The 16,501-nt window shown below is 61.9% G+C and carries 12 protein-coding genes; 9 read left to right on the top strand and 3 right to left on the bottom strand.

Annotated elements, in window-relative coordinates; translation table 11 throughout:
- Positions 1-149: 149 nt before the first annotated feature.
- The 4 genes from M2397_RS16450 (at position 150) to M2397_RS16465 (ending at position 6,669) form a co-directional block, all read left to right on the top strand.
- Positions 150-3,371 (top strand): efflux RND transporter permease subunit, encoded by a 3,222-nt coding sequence (locus M2397_RS16450; protein ID WP_259244065.1) that lies wholly within the window; start codon positions 150-152, stop codon positions 3,369-3,371.
- The gene (locus tag M2397_RS16455; RefSeq protein ID WP_259244066.1) at positions 3,361-4,527 is read left to right on the top strand and encodes an efflux RND transporter periplasmic adaptor subunit; all 1,167 of its coding nucleotides are present in this window, start codon (positions 3,361-3,363) and stop codon (positions 4,525-4,527) included. The genes M2397_RS16450 and M2397_RS16455 overlap by 11 nt, the downstream gene beginning before the upstream one ends.
- The gene (locus M2397_RS16460; RefSeq protein WP_259244067.1) at positions 4,511-5,929 is read left to right on the top strand and encodes an efflux transporter outer membrane subunit; all 1,419 of its coding nucleotides are present in this window, start codon (positions 4,511-4,513) and stop codon (positions 5,927-5,929) included. Before M2397_RS16455 ends, M2397_RS16460 begins: the two co-directional genes overlap by 17 nt.
- Before the next feature lie 281 nt (positions 5,930-6,210).
- Positions 6,211-6,669 carry an REP-associated tyrosine transposase gene (locus M2397_RS16465; RefSeq protein WP_259244068.1) on the top strand — a complete coding sequence of 153 codons (459 nt, stop codon included), beginning with the start codon at positions 6,211-6,213 and terminating at the stop codon, positions 6,667-6,669.
- A gap of 121 nt (positions 6,670-6,790) precedes the next feature.
- Here M2397_RS16465 and M2397_RS16470 read toward each other — a convergent pair whose 3' ends face one another.
- Positions 6,791-8,074, bottom strand: a complete 1,284-nt coding sequence (locus tag M2397_RS16470) for a Zn-dependent hydrolase (protein WP_131698146.1) — start codon at positions 8,072-8,074, stop codon at positions 6,791-6,793.
- A 25-nt stretch (positions 8,075-8,099) separates the two neighbouring features.
- Complete coding sequence (locus tag M2397_RS16475) at positions 8,100-9,581, bottom strand: NCS1 family nucleobase:cation symporter-1 (RefSeq protein ID WP_131698147.1); 1,482 nt, start codon at positions 9,579-9,581, stop codon at positions 8,100-8,102.
- A 591-nt stretch (positions 9,582-10,172) separates the two neighbouring features.
- Between M2397_RS16475 and hydA the strand changes: the two genes are divergently transcribed.
- From hydA to preA, 3 genes are all read left to right on the top strand, one after another.
- Positions 10,173-11,612 carry a dihydropyrimidinase gene (hydA, locus tag M2397_RS16480; RefSeq protein ID WP_131698148.1) on the top strand — a complete coding sequence of 480 codons (1,440 nt, stop codon included), beginning with the start codon at positions 10,173-10,175 and terminating at the stop codon, positions 11,610-11,612.
- A gap of 93 nt (positions 11,613-11,705) precedes the next feature.
- Positions 11,706-13,073, top strand: a complete 1,368-nt coding sequence (locus M2397_RS16485; RefSeq protein WP_259244069.1) for an NAD(P)-dependent oxidoreductase — start codon at positions 11,706-11,708, stop codon at positions 13,071-13,073.
- Positions 13,073-14,347 (top strand): NAD-dependent dihydropyrimidine dehydrogenase subunit PreA, encoded by a 1,275-nt coding sequence (gene preA, locus M2397_RS16490; protein WP_115488543.1) that lies wholly within the window; start codon positions 13,073-13,075, stop codon positions 14,345-14,347. Before M2397_RS16485 ends, preA begins: the two co-directional genes overlap by 1 nt.
- A 95-nt stretch (positions 14,348-14,442) precedes the next feature.
- Here the strand turns inward: preA and M2397_RS16495 are convergent, their stop codons facing one another.
- On the bottom strand, positions 14,443-15,063 hold the full coding sequence (locus M2397_RS16495) for a TetR/AcrR family transcriptional regulator (protein WP_027606227.1): 621 nt from the start codon (positions 15,061-15,063) through the stop codon (positions 14,443-14,445).
- A gap of 115 nt (positions 15,064-15,178) precedes the next feature.
- On the opposite strand from M2397_RS16495, the gene copC reads away from it, so the two are divergent.
- Together copC and copD are read left to right on the top strand one after the other, a co-directional pair.
- Positions 15,179-15,544, top strand: a complete 366-nt coding sequence (gene copC, locus M2397_RS16500) for a copper homeostasis periplasmic binding protein CopC (RefSeq protein ID WP_167655713.1) — start codon at positions 15,179-15,181, stop codon at positions 15,542-15,544.
- Positions 15,545-15,547: 3 nt separating this feature from the next.
- Positions 15,548-16,405 (top strand): copper homeostasis membrane protein CopD, encoded by an 858-nt coding sequence (gene copD, locus M2397_RS16505; RefSeq protein ID WP_259244070.1) that lies wholly within the window; start codon positions 15,548-15,550, stop codon positions 16,403-16,405.
- Positions 16,406-16,501 lie beyond the last annotated feature (96 nt).

The following is a 16,501-nucleotide window of genomic DNA, read 5'->3' on the forward strand; positions in this document are numbered from 1 at the left end:
GGCAGCCACGCCTTGTAGAACAAATGAATCCATATGAAACGATCTTCAGCCCTCACCTAAATGTTCCTTCACCTGGCTGAAAGGCGCGTGTTAGGTGGGTCGGGCAAGACTGCCGGGGTTTGCAATCCTGCTCCCTCGGAGGTTCACGCATGCTCGGGCTGGTAAAGACCGCACTGCAAAAGCCCTACACGTTTATCGTGTTGGCCATATTCATCTGCATCATCGGGCCGATGGCGGCCCTGCGAACACCCACTGACGTGTTTCCCGATATCGGCATCCCTGTGGTCGCCGTGGTCTGGCAGTACAACGGTCTGTCGCCGGACGCCATGGCCGGTCGGGTGATCTACACCTACGAACGCTCCCTGAGCACTACCGTCAACGACATCGAACATATCGAATCGCAATCCCTGCCCGGCATGGGCATCGTGAAGATTTTCTTCCAGCCCGGCGTCGACATCCGCACCGCCAACGCCCAAGTGACCGCCGTGTCACAAACCGTGCTCAAGCAGATGCCACCGGGCATCACGCCGCCGCTGATCCTCAACTACAGCGCCTCCACGGTGCCGATCCTGCAAATGGCGTTCTCCAGCCCGACGCTGTCGGAAGCCAGGATTCGCGACCTGGTGCAGAACAATATCCGCCTGCCTCTCAGCGCCCTGCCCGGCCTGGCCATGCCCACGCCAATGGGCGGCAAACAGCGGCAGATCACCCTCGACCTCGACCCCCAGGCGTTGGCAGCCAAAGGTTTGTCGGCCCAGGACGTGGGCAATGCCCTGGCGCTGCAGAACCAGATCATCCCGGTGGGCACCGCCAAACTCGGCCCCAACGAATACACGATCCTGCTCAACAACAGTCCCAAGGCCATCGATGAGCTCAACGACCTGCCGATCAAGACCGTCGACGGCGCGCTAATCACCATCGGCCAGGTCGCCCACGTGCGCGACGGCTCGCCGCCGCAGACCAACATCGTGCGCGTCGACGGCCATCGCGCGGTGCTGATGCCGGCGTTGAAAAACGGCAGCATTTCCACCCTGTCGATCATCGACGGTATCCGCCAGATGCTGCCGCGCATCAACGAAACCCTGCCGCCGTCACTGAAGACCTCGCTGCTGGGCGACGCCTCGGTATTCGTCAAGCAATCGGTGGGCAGCGTGGCCCAGGAAGGCATCATCGCCGCGCTGCTGACCAGTGCGATGATCCTGCTGTTCCTCGGCAGCTGGCGCTCCACGCTCATTATCGCGGCGTCAATTCCCCTGGCGGTACTATCGGCCATTGCGCTGCTGGCGGTCAGCGGGCAAACCCTCAACGTCATGACCCTCGGCGGGCTGGCGTTGGCCGTAGGGATCCTGGTGGACGACGCCACGGTGACCATCGAAAACATCAACTGGCACCTGGAGCAAGGCAAGCCGGTGAAGACCGCGATCCTCGACGGTGCCGCGCAAATTGTCGGCCCGGCGTTCGTCTCGCTGCTGTGCATCTGCATCGTGTTCGTGCCGATGTTCCTGCTGCAAGGCATCGCCGGTTATCTGTTCCGGCCGATGGCGCTGGCGGTGATCTTCGCCATGGCCAGCTCATTCATTCTTTCGCGCACCCTGGTGCCGACGCTGGCGATGTTCCTGCTCAAGCCACATATACCGGAGCCAGGTGCCGGGCATCATCCTGAAGATGCATTCATCAACCACCATGAGGGCGAGCAGCACACGAAACCGCGCAATGCCACGCTGCAAGCCGTGCTGAATTTCCAGCAAGGTTTCGAGCGCCACTTCTCGAATATCCGCGACACCTACCATGGCTTGCTGACGTTGGCCCTGGGTCATCGCAAGCGCTTTATCGTGGGCTTTCTGGCCTGCGTGCTCGCCTCATTCCTGCTGTTGCCCAGCCTTGGCCAGGACTTTTTCCCGGCGACGGATGCCGGTGCGCTGGCCCTGCATGTGCGCCTGCCGCTGGGCACGCGCATCGAAGAAAGCGCCGCCGCCTTCGACCGCATCGAAGCGCGGATCCGTGAGGTCATCCCTGCCGAGGAACTGGACACCATCGTCGACAACATTGGCATCCCGCTCAGCGGCATCGACATGGCCTACAGCAGCAGCGGCACCATCGGCCCGCAGGATGGCGACATTCAGGTCAGCCTGAAAAAACACCACGCGCCCACCGCCGACTACGTGAAAAAACTGCGTGAAGCGCTGCCGCAAAGCTTCCCCGGCAGCCACTTCGCGTTCCTGCCGGCGGACATCAGCAGCCAGATCCTCAACTTCGGCGCGCCGGCGCCGCTGGACGTGAAAATCTCCGGGCGCAGCGAGGCAGAAAACCGCGCCTATGCCATCGAGCTGGAACGTCGCCTGCAACACGTACCCGGCATCGCCGACCTGCGCATCCAGCAGTCCACCGGCTACCCGTCGCTGCAGGTGAATGTCGACCGCATGCGCGCCAACGGCCTGGGCATTACCGAGCGCGACGTGACCAACAGCATGGTTGCCTCCCTAGCCGGCAGTTCGCAGACCGCGCCGACCTTCTGGCTCAACCCGGCCACTGGCGTGTCCTATTCCATCGTCGCCGCCACCCCGCAATACCGGCTCGACAGCCTGCCGTCACTGGAAGCGCTGCCCGTCACCGGCGCCGATGGCCAGTCGCAGATCCTCGGCGGCGTGGCAACCATCTCCCGCGTGCAAAGCCCGGCAGTGGTGACCCACTACAACATCGAACCGACCCTGGACCTGTACGCCAACGTGCAGGGCCGCGACCTCGGCGGCGTGGCCCGCGACGTGCAAAAAGTGCTGGATGACACCGCGCATATGCGCCCCAAAGGCTCGGTGATCAGCCTGCATGGGCAGATCGATGCGCTGCATGAAGCCTTCAGCGGCTTGAGCCTTGGCCTGCTCGGTGCGGTGGTGCTGATCTACCTGCTGATCGTGGTCAACTTCCAGTCGTGGGCCGACCCATTCGTAATCATCACCGCGTTGCCGGCGGCGCTCGCAGGGATCGTGTGGATGCTGTTCCTCAGCGGTACCTCATTGTCGGTGCCGGCGCTCACCGGAGCCATCTTGTGCATGGGCGTAGCCACGGCCAACTCGATCCTGGTGGTGAGCTTCTGCCGTGAGCGCCTGGCCGAACATGGTGATGCGTTGAAGGCCGCCATGGAGGCCGGTTACACCCGCTTCCGCCCGGTGTGCATGACCGCCCTGGCGATGATCATCGGCATGTTGCCCCTGGCGATTTCCGAGGAGCAGAACGCCCCGCTCGGGCGCGCCGTTATCGGCGGTTTGATCTTCGCCACTCTCGCCACGTTGTTGTTTGTTCCCGTGGTCTTCAGCCTGGTCCACGGTCGTCACCCTACTCGCGCAGTTGCAGGAGAAACCCCACATGTCGTCTGATCACAAACCCTCGCGCAAGCGTCTGATGCTCATGGGTGTCGGCGGCCTGACCCTGGCCGCTCTGCTGGTCGCCAACGGCCTGCATGCCCGTACGCTGCACGAACAATCGGTCACCGCCTGGACCGAGACCGCCGCCATTCCGCACGTGATGGTGTTCCAGCCCAAGCAGAATGTGGCCGGCGATACCTTGCGCCTGCCGGCGCACCTGGAAGCCTGGAGCAAGGCGCCGATCCACGCCCGGGTCAGCGGTTACCTGAAGGATTGGAAAGTCGATATCGGCAGCCACGTCAGCGCCGGGCAAGTCCTCGCGGAAATCGACAGCCCCGACCTTGATCAACAGCTGGCGCAGACCCATGCACGCCTGGTGCAGGAACAGGCCAACGCACGCCTGGCCGAAACCACCGCCACGCGTTGGCAAAACCTGCTGGCCAGCCATTCGGTATCGCGCCAGGAGGCGGATGAAAAAACCTCCAACGCCGCTGCCGCCAAGGCCAACGCCGAGGCCGCCGCTGCCGACTATGCAAGGCTGTCGGCACTGGAAAGCTACAAGACCCTTCGCGCCCCGTTCGCCGGTACCATCACCGCGCGCAACACCGATATCGGCCAGTTGATCAAGGCCGACACCGACAGCGATCCGGAACTGTTCAACATTGCCGACACCCACCAATTGCGCCTCTATGTGCCGGTGCCGCAGAACTACGCGGCGGTCATCCATCCCGGCCTTGAAGCCGAGCTGACCGTGCCCGAGCATCCCGGCAAGCACTTCAAGGCGCGCCTGATCGGTGACTCCACCGCCATCGACCGCCGCTCCGGCACACTGCTCGCCCAGTTCGTCGCCGACAACCCCGACGGAGAACTGCTGCCCGGTGATTATGCCGAAGCCACCCTGCCGATTCCGGCCGATACCCATGGCGTGAGCATCCCGGCCAGCGCACTGATCTTCCGCGCCCAGGGCACGCAGGTGGCGGTGCTGGATGGGCAGAACCATGTGCACCTGCAAGCCATCCATATCGGCCTCGACCTGGGCGAACGCCTGGTGATCGACCAAGGCTTGAAACCCGCCGACCGCATCGTCGACAACCCGCCCGATGCCCTGCGCGAAGGCGACCCGGTGCAACTGGCCGACGCCGGAGGTGCGCATGCGCACAGGGCTTAAACCGCTCGCCGCGTTGATGCTGCTGGCACTGCAAGGCTGCTCGATGGCGCCGACCTACAAGGTGCCGTCGATCGACCTGCCGGCCAACTACCGCGAACAGACCAGCGATGGTCCCTGGCACAGCGCGCAGCCGTCCGACCAACTGGCCCCCGAATGGTGGAAGCTCTACAACGATTCGCGCCTGAATGACCTGCAACAGCAACTGCTCAAGGCCAACCCGGACCTGGCGGCGGCGCTGGCGCACTTCGATGCTTCCCAAGCCTATGCCAGTCAGTTGCATGCCGGGCTGTTCCCGCAGATCACCGCCAGCGCACAGCCGCTGCGCCAGCGGCAATCGGATTCGCGACCGTTGCGGGGGGATACGCAACCGTCGGTGTACAACAGCAACACCGCCGGTTTTTCGTTGAGTTATGACCTGGACCTGTGGGGCAAAATCCGCAACCAGGTCGCGGCCGGTGATGCCAAGGCGCAAGCGTCCGGGGATGACCTGGCGGTGGCGCGCCTGAGTTTGCAACGTCAGTTGGCGACCTTGTACGTGCAGCTCAATGGGCTGGATGCGCAGACCCGGATTCTCACCGGCTCGTTGGACGATTTCAGCCAGGCGTTGCAACTGACCCGCAGCCGCTACGAGGGCCAGATAGCCTCGGAGCTGGACCTGACCCGTGCGCAAAATCAACTGGCGCAGGCCAAGGCGCAATTGGATGAGGTACGCGCGCAACGCAACCTCACCGAGCACGCCATCGGTGAGTTGGTGGGCGTGGCAGCCAGCGACTTTACGCTGCCGCCCGGCCAGCAACTGATCGCCCTGCCGGGGGTTCCGTCGCAGCTGCCAAGCCACTTGCTGCAACGTCGCCCGGATATTGCGGCGGCAGAGCGCCGGGTGTTTGCGGCCAACGCGAATATCGGCGTGGCCAAGGCGGCGTGGTATCCGGACTTCAGCTTGACCGGGTTGATCGGCGGGCAAACGCAGGGCGTGGGGAATTTGCTCTCGGCGGGTAATCGGTATTGGGCGCTGGGGCCGTTGATGAATGTGCCGATCTTTGATGGCGGGCGCTTGAGTGCCAATGAACGCCAGGCCAAGGCCGAGTTTGAAGAAGCGTCCGCGCAGTATCGCAGCCGGGTGCTGAAGGCCGTGCGCGAGGTAGAAGATAGCCTCGCGCAACTGCGGGATCTGCAGCAGGAAGCGCAGGATGAGCAAGCGGCGGCGGACGCGGCGCAACACACGCAATCGCTGGCGATGAACAGCTATCAAGCGGGTGCGGTGAGTTACCTGGATGTGGTGACAGCGCAGACGGCGGCGTTGCAAGCGCAGCGGACATTGCAGGCGGTACAGACGCGGCAGTTGCAGGCCAGTGTAGGACTCGTGACTGCACTAGGCGGCGGCTGGCAACCGGGCGCCTGACATCCCCCCCAGGCACAGTTCAGGCTAAATGCAGGAGAGAGCTTGCCCCCGATAGCGGTGGAACAGCCAGTTTATCCGTAGCTGGCCTACCGCAATCGGGGGCAAGCCCCCTCCCACACTGGTCCTGCGTCAGACACACAATGTATAAGCGCCGCTGAGCCAATGTGGGAGGGGGCTTGCCCCCGATTGCGCCATTCCAGACACATGCTGCCAAAAGCCTGCCCATCAACCTCTTGCTCTCCAATCTAGCCTCTCTAAGCACATCTTGAGAGGGCCAGGGAATGGCAGATTTACCCGCTTCACACCGCCTGCGCATCGGTCGATTCAGCGAACCCAACCGTATCTACCTCATCACCACCAACACCCACGAACGCATACCGATATTCGACAATTTCCATCTCGCTCGCTTGGTGGTCTGGCAATTTCGGTTGGCGCAGTACCAAGGGCTCGCCAACTCGCTGGCTTGGGTGATTATGCCGGACCATTTCCATTGGCTGCTTGAACTGAAAAAAGGCTCGCTGGCGGACTTGATGTGCCAGGTGAAGTCAAAGAGCACCAGGACCGTCAATGGTGCAAGCGGACGCAAGGGACGGCTCTGGCAAGAAAGCTTCTATGACCGCGCACTGCGCAAGGAAGATGACTTGGTGAAAATGGCCCGGTATATGGTGGCTAATCCATTGCGGGCGGGCTTGGTCGAGCGGATTGGCGACTACCCACTGTGGGATGCCATCTGGATTTAACGTCAAACACAGTTCAAATGTGGGAGGGGCTTGCTCCCGATTGCGGTAGGTCAGTCAGCTTATCTGTAACTGATACACCGCTATCGGGAGCAAGCCCCCTCCCACATTTTTTACCCGCATTTCAGGCGGCGAGTTTGCCGCTGGCGATGGCTGCCGATGCAGCCACCATGGCCCGCAACAGCACTGCACACCCAGCTGCCAGGTCATCCGGCGCGGCGTTCTCGATTTCGTTATGACTGATACCCCCCTCACACGGCACAAAGATCATCCCCGCCGGCCCCAACTCGGCGACGAAAATCGCGTCGTGCCCTGCCCCGCTGACGATGTCCATGTTCGACAAGCCCAGCCCATTCGCCGCATCGCGCACGGCGTCAACGCAGCCTTTGTCGAAGTACAGCGGCGGGAAGTCAGCCGTGGGTTCCATTTCAAAACTCAGCCCATGCTTGGCACAGGTCTCGTCAATCACCGTGCGCACCTCGGCAATCATCGAATCCAACCGCGCCGGTTCCAAGTGACGGAAGTCCAGGGTCATGCGCACTTCGCCAGGAATGACGTTGCGTGAACCGGGATACGCCTGCAGGCAACCGACGGTCCCGCAGGCATGCGGCTGATGCCCCAGCGCCGCGGCATTGACCGCCGCCACCACCGCTGCCGCGCCTACCAGGGCGTCCTTGCGCAGGTGCATCGGCGTCGGCCCCGCATGCGCTTCAACGCCGCGCAGTTTCAGGTCGAACCACTTTTGCCCGAGGGCGCCGAGCACCACGCCGATGGTCTTCTTCTCATCCTCCAGAATCGGCCCTTGTTCGATATGCGCCTCGAAATACGCACCGACCTTGTGCCCACTCTCAGGACGGGTTCCCGCGTAGCCAATCGCATTCAGCGCATCACCCACGCTGACCCCGTCCGCATCGACCTTGGCCAAGGTATCCGCCAGGGTGAATTTCTCCGCAAATACCCCCGAGCCCATCATGCACGGTGGGAAGCGCGAGCCTTCCTCGTTGGTCCACACCACCACTTCCAAGGGCGCCTCGGTTTCGATCTTGAGGTCATTGAGCGTACGCAACACTTCCACCCCCGCCAGCACACCGAAGCAACCATCGAACTTGCCGCCCGTAGGCTGAGTGTCGATATGGCTGCCGGTCATCACCGGCGGCAGGTTGGGATTACGACCGGGACGGCGCGCGAAGATATTGCCGATACCGTCGACGGTCACGGTGCAACCGGCGTCTTCGCACCACTGCACAAACAGGTCGCGGGCCTTGCGGTCGAGGTCGGTGAGGGCCAGGCGGCACACGCCGCCCTTGGGGGTGGCACCGAGTTTGGCCAGGTCCATCAGCGACTGCCACAAGCGGTCGCGGTTGATGTGCTGGTGGGTCGATTGCAGAACGTCAAGGGCAGCGTTCATGGGGATCTCCTCAGGCGTGTATTTCTTATGAATTGACAACGACCGGGCTGGCTCCGCGCCTGGCATTCAGGCCGTAATACAACAACCCGCCCAAGGCCGAACCGGTAAACCAGCCGTAGCTGTAGAACCAGCTGAACGCATCACTGCCCAACGACAGCAACGTCAACACCACCGGCACGCCAAAGGCGATAAAGCCGCTCCAGTTCCACGCCGGGTACACGTCGTCGCGGTACAGACCGGCCAGGTCCAGTTGCTGTTTGCGGGTGATGAAGTAGTCCACCACCATGATCCCGGCGATCGGGCCCAGCAGGCTTGAGTAGCCCAGCAACCAGTTGGAATACACGGTTTCCAGGCTCACATCAGAGACGATCAAGCCGAGTTTTTTCAGCAGTTCATGGCCCATCAGCACCAACCCCACCAAACCGGTGAGGATCACCGCCGTGGTGCGGTTGATCAGCTTGGGCGCGATGTTCTGGAAGTCGTTGGTGGGCGAGACGATGTTCGCGGCGGTGTTGGTGGACAAGGTCGCGACGATGATCAGCGCCATGGCCACGGCCACCCACACCGGGCTCTGGATATGGCCGATCAGGGTCACGGGATCGGACACGCTGACGCCCACCAGTTTCACCGAGGCGGCGGTCATGATCACGCCGAGGGCGGCGAACAGGAACATGGTCAGCGGCAGGCCGAAAATCTGCCCGAGGATCTGGTCCTTCTGGCTTTTGGCGTAGCGGCTGAAGTCGGGAATATTCAGCGACAAGGTGGCCCAGAAGCCCACCATCGCGGTCAGGCCGGCCATGAAGTAACCGGTAAGGCTCGCGCCCTCGGGACGCTTGGGCGGGATCGCCATCAGTTCGCTGAGAGACACATTCGGCATCGCCCACACCAGCAGGCCAATACCCACCGCCACCAGCAACGGCGCCGACAGGGTTTCCAGGCGCTTGATCGACTCGGCGCCGCGCAGCACCACCCATAAATTCAGGCACCAGAACATCATGAAGCCGATCACTTCACCGGTGCCGCCGAGGGACTTCCACCCCTCGAAAATCGAGCCCAGGAACAGGTGAATCGCCAGCCCGCCAAACATCGTCTGGATACCAAACCAGCCGCACGCCACCAACGCGCGGATCAGGCACGGCACGTTCGAGCCGAGGATGCCGAAGGACGAACGCAGCAACACCGGAAACGGAATGCCGTACTTGGTGCCGGGGAACGCGTTGAGGGTCAGCGGGATCAGCACCACGATATTGGCGAGCAAAATCGCCATCAGCGCCTCGCCCACCGACAACCCGAAATACGCGGTGAGCACACCGCCCAGGGTGTACGTGGGCACGCAGATCGACATGCCGACCCACAGCGCGGTGATGTGCCACTTGTTCCAGGTGCGTTCGTGCACCTTGGTCGGTGCCATGTCGTGGTTGTAGCGAGGGCTGTCGAGGACGTCGGGGCCGGCGTCGAGTTCGTACAGGCCGTTGCGCTCAATGACTTGCGATCTGTTCTGTTGCATGGCCGCTCCACGGTTTTTTCGAATTATTGTTGCTCACCCCGCGCTGAACGCTGGGTGGCCGGAGTACCTCGTAAACAACATGACATCACGGGTCCGGCCAGCCGCCACTGCACTCAATAACCGTGCCGACAACCGCTCTCGAACCCGCACCGCTTATATAACTCGCTGATGTTAATCAGCTTTCCGATTGTGCCTGCGGTACTTGCCGCGCTACTCAGGCTAAATAACGCGCTAATTATCCGAACGGTCAGGACTCAATCTGGTGCACCACAATTATTTTTATTTACCGACCCCGTCAAGAGGCATGTCTCAAGCGTCTGATTTGCAATAAGAAATGTTGCTCATATTGAGAACCTGTCAAGTGCGTCAAAATGGTGAGAGACCGCTACATTTTGGTGATTTTGTATTTTTATCCTTATAAATCAATAGATTAAATACTGCATAAGCTTATAAAAAATCTTCTTGCTCAATCGAAAAACTCGGGCTAGTTTCTATTCCTGTCACCGATGACAGGAATTAACCGCCCATCGGCGCGTAGCAATACAACACTTAGAACTGGCACAAGCCGGTCAAGCCTGTGAGGAACTCGACATGTCGCTGTTGATCCGTGGCGCCACCGTTATTACCCATGATGAAAGTTACCGCGCCGATGTTTTATGCGCAGGCGGTCTGATTCGCGCTATTGGCACGGACCTGGATATTCCCGCCGGCACTGAACAACTCGACGGCAGCGGACAATATTTGATGCCCGGCGGCATCGACCCCCATACCCATATGCAACTGCCCTTCATGGGCACAGTGGCCAGTGAAGATTTTTTCAGCGGCACGGCGGCGGGTCTGGCCGGGGGCACCACCTCGATCATCGACTTCGTGATTCCCAACCCGCAGCAATCGTTGATGGAAGCGTTCCACCAGTGGCGGGGCTGGGCAGAAAAGTCTGCGTCCGACTATGGCTTTCATGTGGCGATCACCTGGTGGAGCGAACAGGTGCGCGAGGAAATGGCCGAGCTGGTCAGCCATCACGGCATCAACAGCTTCAAGCATTTCATGGCCTACAAGAACGCAATCATGGCGGCCGACGACACCCTGGTGGCCAGCTTCGAACGCTGCCTGGAACTCGGCGCCGTGCCCACCGTGCATGCGGAAAACGGCGAGCTGGTGTACCACCTGCAACGCAAGCTGATGGCCCAGGGCATCACCGGGCCGGAAGCGCACCCGCTGTCGCGCCCTTCCCAGGTGGAAGGCGAGGCGGCCAGCCGCGCGATTCGTATCGCCGAGACCATCGGCACGCCGCTGTACCTGGTGCACGTGTCTACCAAGGAGGCGCTGGATGAAATCACCTACGCCCGGGGCAAGGGCCAGGCGGTCTACGGCGAAGTGCTCGCCGGCCACCTGCTGCTGGACGACAGTGTCTACCAGCACCCCGACTGGCAAACCGCCGCCGGCTATGTGATGAGCCCGCCGTTCCGTCCACGCGGGCATCAGGAAGCGCTGTGGCATGGCCTGCAATCGGGCAACCTGCACACCACCGCCACCGACCACTGCTGCTTCTGCGCCGAGCAAAAAGCCGCCGGGCGTGACGATTTCAGCAAGATCCCCAACGGCACCGCCGGTATCGAAGACCGCATGGCGCTGCTGTGGCACGAAGGGGTCAACACCGGACGCCTGTCGATGCAGGAGTTCGTCGCGCTGACCTCCACCAACACCGCGAAAATCTTCAACCTCTACCCGCGCAAAGGCGCGATCCGCGTGGGTGCGGATGCCGACCTGGTGCTGTGGGACCCCGAGGGTACGCGGACCATTTCCGCCAAGACGCACCATCAGAAGGTCGACTTCAACATCTTCGAAGGCAAGACCGTGCGCGGCGTGCCGAGCCACACCATCAGCCAGGGCAAGCTGGTCTGGGCCGATGGCGACCTGCGCGCCGAGCGCGGCGCCGGGCGCTATGTGGAACGGCCGGCGTATCCGTCGGTGTTTGAGCAGTTGAGCAAGCGGGCGGAGCATTCCAGGCCGGTTGCTGTGAAGCGCTGAGACCGCTATCGGGGGCTTGCCCCCGATGAGCCCAGTACAGGCAACAAAAATGCCCACTTAGAGGCAATCCAAAAAAACCGTGAGGCCAACACCGTGATCCAGACCCTGACCCACCTCCCCCACCCCCATGAAGACGGGGCCACCCTCGCCAGCCATTTCACCGACCTGGCGCCGCCTCTCAACGCGCGCCAGGCCCAACTGGAAGCCTCCCGCTGCCTGTATTGCTACGACGCCCCGTGTGTGAACGCGTGCCCCAGCGAAATCGACATCCCGTCGTTCATCCGCAATATCCACACCGACAACGTCCAGGGCGCAGCGCAGAAAATCCTCTCGGCCAACATCCTCGGCGGCAGCTGCGCGCGAGTCTGCCCGACAGAGATCCTCTGCCAGCAAGCCTGTGTCCGTAACAACGCCGAAGAATGCGCGCCGGTGCTGATCGGCCTGTTGCAGCGCTATGCGGTAGACAACGCACACTTCAGCGAACACCCGTTCCAGCGTGCCGCACCGACCGGCAAACGCATCGCCGTGGTCGGTGCGGGTCCCGCAGGGCTGGCCTGCGCTCATCGCGCAGCCCTGCACGGGCATGACGTGGTGATCTTCGAAGCGCGGGAAAAAGCCGGCGGCCTGAATGAATACGGGATCGCCAAGTACAAGCTGGTGGACGACTTCGCCCAGAAGGAACTGGATTTTCTCCTGCAGATCGGCGGCATCGAAATCCGCCACGGCCAGCGCCTGGGCGACAACCTGACCTTGAGCGAACTGCACCAGCAATTCGACTCGGTGTTCCTCGGCCTGGGCCTGGCTGCGAGCAAGCAACTCGGCTTACCCCATGAGGACGCGCCCGGCCTGCTCGCCGCCACCGACTATATCCGCGAACTGCGCCAGGCCGACGACCTGACCCAGCTGCCCCTGGCCGACCGCTGCATCGTGCTCGGCGCCGGCAATACCGCCATCGACATGGCCGTGCAAATGGCCCGGCTCGGCGCCCGTGACGTGAACCTCGTCTACCGCCGTGGCCTGGCCGACATGGGCGCCACCCACCATGAGCAGGACATCGCCAAGGCCAATCAGGTGCGCCTGTTGACCTGGGCCCAACCCGAAGAAGTCCTGCTCGACGACCAGGGCCACGTACGCGGCATGCGCTTCGCCCGCACCCGCCTGGAAAACGGCCGTCTTCACCCTACCGGAGAAACTTTCGAACTGGCCGCCGATGCCATCTTCAAGGCCATCGGGCAGGGTTTTGACGGCGAGGCCTTGCACGATCCCCTGGCGCAACAGCTGCACCGCGTCGGCGAGCGTATCTTCGTCGACGAACAGCTGCGCACCAGCATCCCTGGGGTCTATGCCGGCGGCGACTGCGTCAGCCTCGGCCAGGACCTCACCGTGCAGGCGGTGCAACACGGCAAGCTGGCCGCCGAAGCCATGCACGCCCAACTCATGCTGAATGTGGAGGCTGCGTAATGGCCGATCTCTCGATTGTGTTCGCCGGTATCAAGGCCCCCAACCCGTTCTGGCTGGCCTCCGCGCCACCCACCGACAAAGCCTACAACGTGGTGCGTGCGTTTGAAGCGGGCTGGGGCGGCGTGGTGTGGAAAACCCTGGGTGAAGACCCGGCGGCGGTCAATGTGTCATCGCGTTACTCGGCGCACTACGGCGCCAACCGTGAAGTGCTGGGCATCAATAATATCGAGCTGATCACCGACCGTTCCCTGGAGATCAACCTGCGGGAAATCACCCAGGTGAAAAAGGATTGGCCCGACCGCGCGCTGATCGTGTCGCTGATGGTGCCCTGCGTTGAGGAATCCTGGAAAAACATCCTGCCCCTGGTGGAAGCCACCGGCTGCGACGGTATCGAGCTGAACTTCGGCTGCCCTCACGGCATGCCCGAACGCGGCATGGGGGCGGCGGTGGGCCAGGTGCCGGAGTACGTGGAACAGGTGACGCGTTGGTGCAAGACCTATTGCTCGCTGCCGGTGATCGTCAAGCTCACGCCGAATATCACCGACATCCGTGTGGCGGCGCGGGCAGCGTATCGCGGCGGTGCGGACGCGGTGTCGCTGATCAACACCATCAACTCCATCACCAGCGTGGACCTGGAACGCATGGTCGCCCTGCCGATGGTCGGCACCCAGAGCACCCACGGCGGTTATTGCGGCTCTGCGGTCAAGCCGATTGCCCTGAACATGGTTGCCGAAATCGCCCGCGACCCGCAGACCCAGGGCCTGCCGATCTGCGGGATCGGCGGCATTGGCAACTGGCGCGACGCCGCTGAATTCGTCGCCCTCGGTTGCGGCGCGGTGCAGGTGTGCACGGCGGCGATGCTGCATGGTTTTCGCATCGTGGAGGAGATGAAGGATGGGCTGTCGCGGTGGATGGACAGCCAGGGCTACACCAGCCTGCAAGAATTTTCCGGGCGGGCGGTGGGCAACACCACGGACTGGAAGTACCTGGACATCAACTACCAGGTGATCGCCAAGATCGACCAAGAGGCGTGCATTGGCTGTGGGCGTTGCCATATTGCCTGTGAGGATACCTCGCACCAGGCCATCGCCAGCCTGAAACAGGCGGACGGCACGCATAAATACGAAGTGATCGATGATGAGTGCGTGGGCTGCAACCTGTGCCAGATCACCTGCCCGGTGGCGGATTGCATCGAGATGGTGCCTATCGACACGGGCAAGCCGTTTTTGAATTGGACGCAGGATCCGAGGAATCCCTATCGAGAGGCGGTGTAGTCCTTCAGGCCACTATCGGGGGCCCCCTCCCACACCACACATCAAATGTGGGAGGGGGCTTGCCCCCGATGAGGCCCTAAGCCCCACCACAATACTCAAGGCTCCAACCCAATCCCACGCAAAATCACACTGGTCACCGTCTGGATCGCCTTCTCGAACTGCATATCCGACAACGGCTGGTGATCATTCAAAATCTTCACCTGGTGGTCAAAGTCGGCATAGTGCTGGGTCGAAGCCCAGATCATGTACAGCAGGCTCGAAGGCTCCACCGGCAGGATGCGTTTGTCTTCCACCCACTGGCGAATTTTCGCTTCCTTCATCTTGGCCCAGTCGTACAGGCTCTCATCCAGGGCCTCACCGAGTGTCGGCGCGCCGTGGATGATCTCGTTGGCCCAGACCTTGGAGCCATAGGGCCGTGTGCGCGAGCGTTGCATCTTGGCGCGGATATAGCTGCTGAGCACCACCCGGGGGTCATCGAAGGTCTCGAAGCTGAGGGCGTCCTGCTTCCACACTTCCAGCAGGTCGAACAGCACCGCGCTGTACAGCTCGCTCTTGGTGGTGAAGTAGTAATGCAGGTTGGAGCGCGGCAGTTGCACTTCTTCGGCAATATCGGCCATGGCGGTGCTGCCGTAGCCCTTTTCGGCGAAGATCTTCTCCGCCGCCAGCAGGATTTTTTCGACGTTGACCCGGCGAATTCCGCTCTTGTGATTGCCCATAAGGGCTCCCTGACAAAGACATGACCCAAAGACTACCACCGCTCTAGATCGGGGCGACAGGCGCAGTCGAAACTTCGTACACTGCCCGCTCCTAACCATTGATGGGTATTGCACAATGTTGATCAAGAAAACCCTGACCACTGTCGCCCTGCTCGCCTCCCTGCTGGGTGCCTCAACAGCATTTGCCCATGCTCATCTCAAAAGCGCCACGCCTGCGGCAGACAGCAGCGTCACTGCGCCCAAAGATCTGCGCCTGACCTTCAGCGAAGGCGTCGAAGCCACCTTCACCAAAGTGTCCTTGAGCAAGGACGGCACCGAAATCGCCATCAAAGGCCTGGAAACCCCGGACGCCGACAAGAAAACCCTGGTGGTGACGCCTGCCGCACCGCTCGCGGCCGGTAACTACAAAGTGGTGTGGAATGCGGTGTCGGTCGACACCCACAAAAGCAACGGTGAATACAGCTTCAAGGTCGGCCAATAACCCATGGCAACGCTGCTGGTGCTGTGCCGGTTCGTGCATTTCAGCGTCGTGCTGTTGATGTTCGGGGCCTGTGTATTCAGGCCCTGGCTCCTGGGCGCTGAACCGCAGCCGCTGCTGGACCGGCAATTGTTGCGCATCACCCGCGGGCTGGCGTGGACGGCCCTCGCGTCGGGGATGATCTGGTTAGGGTTGATTACCGCCAGCATGGCCGGTTCATGGCCGGCGGCGCTGGAACTGTCGACCGTGCAGTTGGTGCTGGGCAAGACTTTTTTTGGTCAGGTGTGGACCTGGCACCTGATGTTGAATGGCTTGCTGGTCATCGCCCTGACGACCGCGTGGAAGGCCCCGCGTCTGCCGTTGATCACGCTGTTGCTGATGACCCTGGCCCCGGTCGGCCATGGCGCCATGCTCGATGGGCTGAGCGGGCAGTTGTTGATCCTCAACCAGGTGGTGCACCTGATGTGCGTTGGCGCATGGTTGGGGGGGTTATTGCTGCTGGTATTGATCCTCAGGCCGCCACACGGTGTTGAGCTGGCGCCGGTCCTGCGTCGTTTCAGCGGCGTGGGTTATGGCCTGATCACCGGTTTGCTGGTGACCGGCCTGATCAATGTGCGCGTACTCACCGGGCAGCTGTGGCCCACCCCCTTGTTCAGTGGTTTTGCCCTGATTCTGTTGATCAAGGTGATGCTGGTGCTGGGCATGTTGGCGCTTGCATTGTTGAACCGGTTGCGCCTTGACCACTGCGAACAGCGACTGGGCAGCTTGAAGGCCAGCGTAATGGTGGAATGGCTGCTCGGTGTTTGTGCAGTAGCTGCCGTTTCACTCCTTGGCACTTTGCCGCCGATGGTCCTGGCGGGCTGAATGTGGGAGGGGCGGTGCCCGTTCTAGATCAACCCACACCCAGTCATCGCATAACTTCCGCTTGACACTCCACGAAAACCCCGCAAATATCCGCCT

The sequence above is a fragment of the Pseudomonas sp. BIGb0381 genome, from assembly GCF_024809815.1.
GTDB lineage: Bacteria > Pseudomonadota > Gammaproteobacteria > Pseudomonadales > Pseudomonadaceae > Aquipseudomonas.

Excerpts from the sequence above, each read along its gene's own strand:
- hydA (WP_131698148.1), top strand. The coding sequence starts at position 10,173 with ATGTCGCTGTTGATCCGTGGCGCCACCGTTATTACCCATGATGAAAGT.
- copD (WP_259244070.1), top strand. The coding sequence starts at position 15,548 with ATGGCAACGCTGCTGGTGCTGTGCCGGTTCGTGCATTTCAGCGTCGTG.
- M2397_RS16460 (WP_259244067.1), top strand. The coding sequence starts at position 4,511 with ATGCGCACAGGGCTTAAACCGCTCGCCGCGTTGATGCTGCTGGCACTG.
- M2397_RS16450 (WP_259244065.1), top strand. The coding sequence starts at position 150 with ATGCTCGGGCTGGTAAAGACCGCACTGCAAAAGCCCTACACGTTTATC.
- preA (WP_115488543.1), top strand. The coding sequence starts at position 13,073 with ATGGCCGATCTCTCGATTGTGTTCGCCGGTATCAAGGCCCCCAACCCG.
- M2397_RS16455 (WP_259244066.1), top strand. The coding sequence starts at position 3,361 with ATGTCGTCTGATCACAAACCCTCGCGCAAGCGTCTGATGCTCATGGGT.
- M2397_RS16470 (WP_131698146.1), bottom strand. The coding sequence starts at position 8,074 with ATGAACGCTGCCCTTGACGTTCTGCAATCGACCCACCAGCACATCAAC.
- M2397_RS16475 (WP_131698147.1), bottom strand. The coding sequence starts at position 9,581 with ATGCAACAGAACAGATCGCAAGTCATTGAGCGCAACGGCCTGTACGAA.
- M2397_RS16465 (WP_259244068.1), top strand. The coding sequence starts at position 6,211 with ATGGCAGATTTACCCGCTTCACACCGCCTGCGCATCGGTCGATTCAGC.
- M2397_RS16495 (WP_027606227.1), bottom strand. The coding sequence starts at position 15,063 with ATGGGCAATCACAAGAGCGGAATTCGCCGGGTCAACGTCGAAAAAATC.
- copC (WP_167655713.1), top strand. The coding sequence starts at position 15,179 with ATGTTGATCAAGAAAACCCTGACCACTGTCGCCCTGCTCGCCTCCCTG.